The following is a 7,492-nucleotide window of genomic DNA, read 5'->3' on the forward strand; positions in this document are numbered from 1 at the left end:
CAGCGCCACATCATAGCCGCCAATTTGGCTTGTCTCACCCAGTGTCAAGGTGCCATCAGTTGAGAGCTCTATCCGCTTTTGCGAAACAATGCGCCCCGTTTGGTTCAGAGTGTTTTGCGCATTCACAGTGATTGCGCCATTGCTTGCAAGCATACCGCTATTGGTTAAATCACCGTAACTTTCGAGAGTAAGTTCCTCACCTTGCGCTTCTATAAGCCCAGCTTGATTAAGGGTGCCTGCCTTCAGCGCCACATCATAGCCGCCAATTTGGCTTGTCTCACCCAGTGTCAAGGTGCCATCAGTTGAGAGCTCTATCCGCTCTTGCGCAACGATGCGCCCCGTTTGGTTCAGAGTGTTTTGCGCATTCACAGTGATTGCGCCATTGCTTGCTATCGTACCACTATTGGTTAAATCACCGTGGCTTTCGAGAGTAAGTTTCTCACCTTGCGCCTCTATAAGCCCAGCCTGGGTGAGTGTGCCTGCCTTCAGCGTTACATCATAGGCGCCAACCTCACTTGTCTCACCCATTGTTAATATGCCATCACTGGAAAGCTCAACCCGCTTTTTAGAAACAATGCGCCCCGTTTGGCTGAGATTTGTTTGCGCATGCAAAGCAATGGTATCATTGCTTTCTATCGTGCCACTATTGCTTAAATCACCATGGCTGGTCAGTTGAAGGTCACCACGCTCAATCTCTATGTGCCCTGCTTGGATCACACTATCAGCAACAATATTAACTGCCCCTTGCGTAGAAATGAGACCATCAACATTCTCAAAACTGCCCACATCAATGCGCAAACCATCCCGCGCTAAAACATGCGCACCTTCATCATGTGTAGCGTTTTGTTGGTCTGAATTTGTCGTTTCAGCGCTTTTATTGACAAAAGACGTTGCAACAATCTTCATCTCACCGGCTAAAGCACTGAGAAGACCAGCCTCATTATTTATATGACCAGCACGTGTCTCTTTCAGCCCACCAATGGTGAGAGCCTCTTCAGCAATAATTCTGCCCTGTATATTGCTCAGATTACCATCACTGAATAGATCCATAGATTTTTTGGCGTAAATCAGCCCACTATTGCTGACATTCCCTGCCACATTAAGGGCAACATTCTCACCACTAGAGCCAAGCACACCGGCATTGTCTAATTGCCCTGCGATCACAACAAAAACGCCACCACTTTGAAGGACACCTTCGGATGTATTCTCAAGAAAAGCTTGTTGCGGATCGGCGCCTTCTTGTGTGCTTACCATCAAATGCAAATCATCGGTTGCAATAAACGTCCCTTGATTGGTAAATGCACCAATATGAGCATCGACACTCTCACCGCGCATTGTGCCGTTATTGATAACCCCATCACGCACTTGAAGGGTTAATGCTCCTTCTTGAGCTTCCACAGTCCCTGCTTGGGTTAAAGCATCAGCACTTAAAACCACATCATAACTTAAAATCGTGCTCTCTTGACCGGTTGTGAGCATGCCCCCCGCTGTCAAGGCAACCTGCTGCATACTGACAATATCACCCGTGTGATTGAGGGCACCATAGGCATCCAGCGTTATCTTCCCATTAGACCAGACAGTGCCTTCTTGGATCAGGGCACCGTGATGCGCATAAAGGTCTATTTTTTGTTCTGCAACTAAATGAGCGCCTGATGTAAGCTCTGCCGCTTGCACCAAAAGAGAGCCGCCGGCGCTATAATGTCCAGCACCTACAGTGAGCGCATCATCGGCGCTCAAGACAATATTCCCCTTGGCACCAATATGGTTGTTTAAAGCGGTGATTTGATTGGTTTTAATTGTCAGATCGCCAAGGGAAGAAACCCCTGTTTGATCATTGTCTTGCATGCGGCTTAGATCAATTGTTGCTGCTTGGATCTCTAAAAGATCACCGGCGGCTATCCGCCCATTTCCCGCCTCAAGCTTTGTCGCTTTTAAGTGCAAAGAACCCGTCGCTGACTGTTGACCATCACTTCCAATACCGCTTGCTATAAGAGCATGAGACTGGAGCTTGATCACATCGGCGCGCACATCAACAGCACCGCTTGCCGCAACGCGAGCTTGCTCAGCCAATTCAACATGTTTCAAAGCCTTCAGTTCAACCGCTTCTTCTGAAAAAAGCAGATCTTTCACATGCACACTATCGTGGTGGGAACGCGCTTTTACCGCACCTTTGGCACGTGCTTTGGCAATCACCAGCTTGCCATCACTTGTCAATCTCATGGCGCCTGCATTGGCAACCATGTCTCCGCGCATCTTAACGCCGGCGCCTTTATCATTGGCAATCACGCGGATCTGCCCCGCATACATTCCACCAAACTCACTGGAATCAATCGCCAATTCTGGCTCTTTGCCATCAGAACCAAGAGAAGTTGCTTCGCGTTTGTCATAATCAAAATGATTGTGACCAGCGATAACAGCCAAATCTCCTTTGACCTGTATGGGACCTCCGATACTGATCTTGCACGAAACAAGATCAAAAATATCTAATGCACTTCCATCAGCTCCACGAGCGCCTATGGTGATATCACCACCCTCAACACGCAACCCACTCAAAGCCCCATCGGTTCCAATAATCGGTTGTCCGGTCGATAAAGTCACCCGTGGGGTATTGATAAAGCCACAACCGTTACAGGTAATCCCATTGGGGTTGGCGATAATAACATCCGCCATTTGCCCGTGTACTTCGCTCACGCCTTCAAGACGCGAGCGATTGGCACTTACCACTTCATTAAGGATAACCTTTGCTGCACCGCTATAACGCAAATTGCCGTTGCCTGGCACCAATCCCCCAAGCTGTGAACGTGAAACCTCCTCAGTCGAATTGTTCAAAATCACGCCATGGGTATCAACATTGAAACTGTCATATTTGTTATGAGAAAGACCCTGACCATTGGGGCGCACAATATCAATCAGCGGCACATCATTGCCGGCTTTCCCCACCGTGGGGCGGAAAACAGAGCCAACCCCATCAGCTGCTTTAATCCCTTGGCTCTCTTGTGCAACAGGACTTCGCGCTCCAAGCGCTTGTGCTTGCAACAACAAAGGCTGAAAAGCTAAGCAAAAACTTAAAACAAGTGAAAGCCCCTTATGGATCCCTCGCTGCAAAACACAAAGAACGCGCTTTCCTCGCTTGTATCCATATCCCAATTTATGCTTTTGATTTTTCAATCCCCGCATCTTCAGCTCCTCATAAAATTCTTTATCTCTTTAAAAAAAACAACCCATATGGGTGTAAACAGCGCAGCGATATTTTTTACCGCCCCTTTGCTCTAAAATCTCAATAATGCCCGTACTTGAAATAACCCTGTCGAATTTCCCTTTTCTCGCACTGTTGATTGGGTTAAAATATTCGAATAAGACACATCAACATCCGTAATGTCTCCGGTTGCATGGAAACCAAGAGTTGCCCCAACGAGGCTCCCGCCAAAACTGTTTTTGTTTGCATCATTGGCTACAGCCCCCAGATCAAGCGCCATATAAGGGGCAAATTGGCTCATAAATTTACGCCCCATGTTCGAAGAAAAACCTGGCAACAACAGCGACAATTCATTACGCCAAAACGCCCCATTATTGCCGTAATAAATCGCCTCACGCACTCCGCGCACAGAGGAACTACCACCAAGCGATATTTGCTCTGAACTAAACAACGTGTCGGGTGATAATTGTCCTGAAAACAGTGTGTTATAGCGAAAGTTATACTGTTTGAGCGAAAAAGGACGCACGTAGCCTAGGGAAAAAGACAATTTGGAAAATTGCCCTTTGGGTGAATTTTTTGTTGCATTCTCTTGCTCTTTATCGTCATAAGCACCAAGAATTGCCAACCCTTTATGAAACCCTATATGCGCGCTTAATTCTCCTCCAAGCCACTTGCGCGAGTGATCAAGCTCAAAGGTTGCAATAGCTAGTTTACGGCTGGAAACATCAACCCGACTGCCCATAATAAAATTATCAGAATATTTCCATGTCAACCGTCCCGTAAGCCAGGTCTTTCCCTCTTGATCACGGTCGATAACCCGTGAAATCCATGGCGTCAGCGATAAAGACTTCCCCTCAGTCATAATATCGGAAAATATCCCCTTAACACTTGAATGATATTGGCTCCACGTCCCATCAAAACCTGTTGTCCAAGTGCCATAGGGAAGAGAAAATGATCCCGTTAGAGTATCACTATTGGGACGCTTGTGAGAAAAATGATACGGACTACCATCCATGGAGCGCTGATAGCTAAACGACCATTGATCATTGATCCCTAACAGATCATCAAAAGAAAGGCTCAAGCGCGTTTGATAAATTCCTGTTGCTTTAGCACCAAGATTATCGCTGGAAAGCGTAATAAGCCAAGGTTTCTGTTTTTCAATATGAACATCGAGTATCGAACCACCCGAATTGCTCCCCGCACCAAGATTAATGGTGGCTTGGCGTGAGAAAAGCCGATTGATTTGATCAAGCCCTTGCTCTATCTGGCGCAGATTGGTCGGCTTCCCAATAAGGTTTGGAAAAGCCGTGGTGATTTCTCCTTGAAGTCTCCTCTCAACTTTATGCCCATCCAGAGTGATATCTTCCATCACACCTTCAACTACAACAATCTTGAGATGACCGCCGCTTAAATCTTGCTCAGGCAAATAAGCCCGCACCGCAATATAGCCGCGCTTCATATAAAGCTTGGTTACCGCTTTGAGCACTTTATTGATTTCGGCAATCCCCAAGCACCGTCCTTCCCAAAGAGAAATGGCTTCATGAAGGTCGGTATGAGAAATCAACTGAGCACCAACAAATTCAATACTTTTGATCAGCAAACAGGTTGTACCAGACGAAGCACCATAGGCAGATGTGGTATCATCGTCTGGCAAAAAGACCCCATGGGTTTCGTTTCTACGGTGCAATCGTTGAAAACGCTGTTCTTGCGTTTGTTGTCGTTGGATGCTCTCTGATTGATTAATCGCTTTCTCACGAATGTTTTCGGCAAAACTCGGCAAAGAAAAAAGGCACAAAAAAGCCGCAAAAACAAAAGTGAAAAAAAATCTATGCATTCATTGTGTCCTCAAAGTGAGCAACAAAATGAACCATATCATCAGCGTCACAGAAAAAATCGCCAACCGCGTAACAATTTTTTAATTTTTTGATGAGAATAATACTTATAACATCTGAGAAAAAAGCACAGACTGTACTGTATATACCTGCTTTATGAGTTGTGCAAACCATATCATTTCCCCCGCTTTTGAAGCTTGTATAATTACACTGTTAAATGACAATCATATGCTCTATATGCTTCTTAATTTTAAGGTGTTGCATGTAATATAATTTTGAGCTTCAAGTAAAGACTGTTATTCATAGAATAGACCAAATTTATTGGAACTGTTACATATTAGAGACAACAAGAGACTACCACTTATTATCGCTTGATAAGAAAAATAGCATGACGATAGTTTATTACTAAAATAAGAAAAAAAGAAAATGCGTAATGCCATAACTGATGAAGAATTAGCATATTTTAAAGCCGTTTATCCCAATGAAACTATCACTAAAGATGATCTGTTTTATTATGTTTACGGTCTCTTGCATTCAGAAGATTATCGTGCCCGTTATGCTGATAACCTCTCTAAAGAATTGCCTCGTCTTCTTTATATAAAAACTGCTAAGGATTTTGAAAATTTGTAACAGCAGGGCATGAACTGGGTCATTTGCACGTAAACTATGAAACTGTAGAACCTTATCCTGAGACCTTTAAAAAGGGTAATCCAAAATTAACAGACATCTCTAATCCCGAAAAGTTTTATTATGTGACTGAAATGAAATTCGCAAAAGCAGTTAAAGAAAATGGAAAATCTGATAAAGATAAAACCACTGTTATTTACAATAGCAATATCACAATAACAGATATCTCTCTTGAATGGGTTATGGGGCGTCAATGTGTAAAGACTGATAAAAAGAGTGGCATTATTAATGATGCCAATCACTATGCTGTTGAAACTGTTGGCAACCCTGCTTATCCATTAGAGTTGTTTCAAAGAGTTATTACCGTAAGTTTAGAAACCATGAAAATCGTTAAGAACTTACCAAAATTAGAACTAAGAGAAATTGAATAGACTTGGCTTGCTAAACTCACAAGGGGTATAGAGTCTTATAACCATAATCTATACCTCTCTTGTTAAGTTGATTAGATACAATCTTTAAAAAGAGTGCTTATATGCGTTATTCTAAAAAGAAATCATTTGCACTTTTAGATACTCTTATTTGGATTACTTTAAGAAACACTATCTTAAAGTGAATACGCTTCTTTTACATTGCCTTTAAAAGATTATACCGTAATCTAAAATGATAGCTTTATTGTTATCAGAAGCTTTGTTTAAAGAGAGTTATGTATATTCATTTTCTTATATTACTTATAGGTTTTGAAGGTTTCTAACTCCCCCAAAACCCTTACAAAACATATAGCATTAGTTGAATTTATAGGTTGTTTTTTTGAAAAATTGATAAGACTTAACTTATTGAAATATAATGATTTTAATTTTTTCTCATTTAAAAAAAATGATATAGGTTCTAAAAAGAACTGACAAAAATGACAAAAGTTTATTAAAAGAGATTTTGCTCATCTCTATAATTATCATTCTTTCTTTAGATGTTTTCATAAAAAGCAGTAAATCATAATTATCATATATTCTATTTATCATTTCTCTTATGAAAATGGAAAATGATGCCATGGCTATAAAGAACATAACAGCCATAGAGAATGCGTGAAAAAAGCAGGCTTTCATAATCACATGCAAATGAAGGCATGATTATAAAGACAGTCCCTATAAAAAGCTGTTAAGTTGCAAATGTGTTATTAAAAGAAATTAACAGAAATCTTAAAAACCATTTAGTAAAAAAATTGATAGGTTATAAAGATAAAAATACGCATTATGAGAGCGTTTTTAAATATTATAAATGTATAGATTCAGAAAATAACGCAATCGTTTCATAAAGCCTATAATATATCTTTAGAAGCACATAAATATAAAAGAAGCAATTAATAAGCATAAGTTATTATAAATACACAACGTATTTAAAAAATAAGAAAAAATATCAAAAAAGATAGAATATTATTTGACAATAAATACGTATTTTGTTATATAAATAATCAAGTGCTTAACAACACTAAACAGTAAGCGAATAGGTTGCGATAAACCTAATCCTATTAAAAACTGACTATCTTTTATGCTTTTGTTAGCATATATAGTGATTTTGTCGGGTGTAGTTACACCATACAATACCCATTTATGGGAAAAGTGTAACGACGGACTTACTGCCGTGTTTGTTAGCACCCGGCGCCTCTATAGAGATGCCAATAACAAACATTTAATCAGTAAGGTTTAATTATGAAAAATATCTCAAAAAACATCCCCATTATTTCTAACATTGCAAATGAAACCGCCCCTGTTAATCAACAAGAGCCTGCAAAAAAATACGAATTTACCAATGAAAAATTCACTTTTGATGGTCTTACTTTACA

At 41.0% G+C, this 7,492-nt stretch carries 2 protein-coding genes and 1 pseudogene; 1 reads left to right on the forward strand and 2 read right to left on the reverse strand.

What is annotated here, in order from left to right; genetic code table 11:
* Together ACFIJP_RS07590 and ACFIJP_RS07595 are read right to left on the reverse strand one after the other, a co-directional pair.
* Nucleotides 1–3,177 (reverse strand): filamentous hemagglutinin N-terminal domain-containing protein (locus ACFIJP_RS07590; RefSeq protein ID WP_375626713.1); only part of this gene is annotated, 3,177 nt, incomplete at its 3' end.
* A 92-nt stretch (nt 3,178–3,269) separates the two neighbouring features.
* Nucleotides 3,270–5,030 carry a ShlB/FhaC/HecB family hemolysin secretion/activation protein gene (locus tag ACFIJP_RS07595; protein ID WP_375626714.1) on the reverse strand — a complete coding sequence of 587 codons (1,761 nt, stop codon included), beginning with the start codon at nt 5,028–5,030 and terminating at the stop codon, nt 3,270–3,272.
* Between the two features lie 427 nt (nt 5,031–5,457).
* Between ACFIJP_RS07595 and ACFIJP_RS07600 the strand changes: the two are divergent.
* Nucleotides 5,458–6,086 (forward strand): annotated as a pseudogene (locus ACFIJP_RS07600) (type ISP restriction/modification enzyme); the annotation flags it as partial.
* Nucleotides 6,087–7,492: the final 1,406 nt, after the last annotated feature.

It is taken from the genome of Bartonella sp. MU37NMGALS, assembly GCF_042194015.1.
Classification (GTDB): domain Bacteria; phylum Pseudomonadota; class Alphaproteobacteria; order Rhizobiales; family Rhizobiaceae; genus Bartonella; species Bartonella grahamii.

What these genes read in the sequence shown, in the direction of transcription:
- ACFIJP_RS07595 (WP_375626714.1), bottom strand. Translation starts at nt 5,030, where the DNA reads ATGCATAGATTTTTTTTCACTTTTGTTTTTGCGGCTTTTTTGTGCCTT.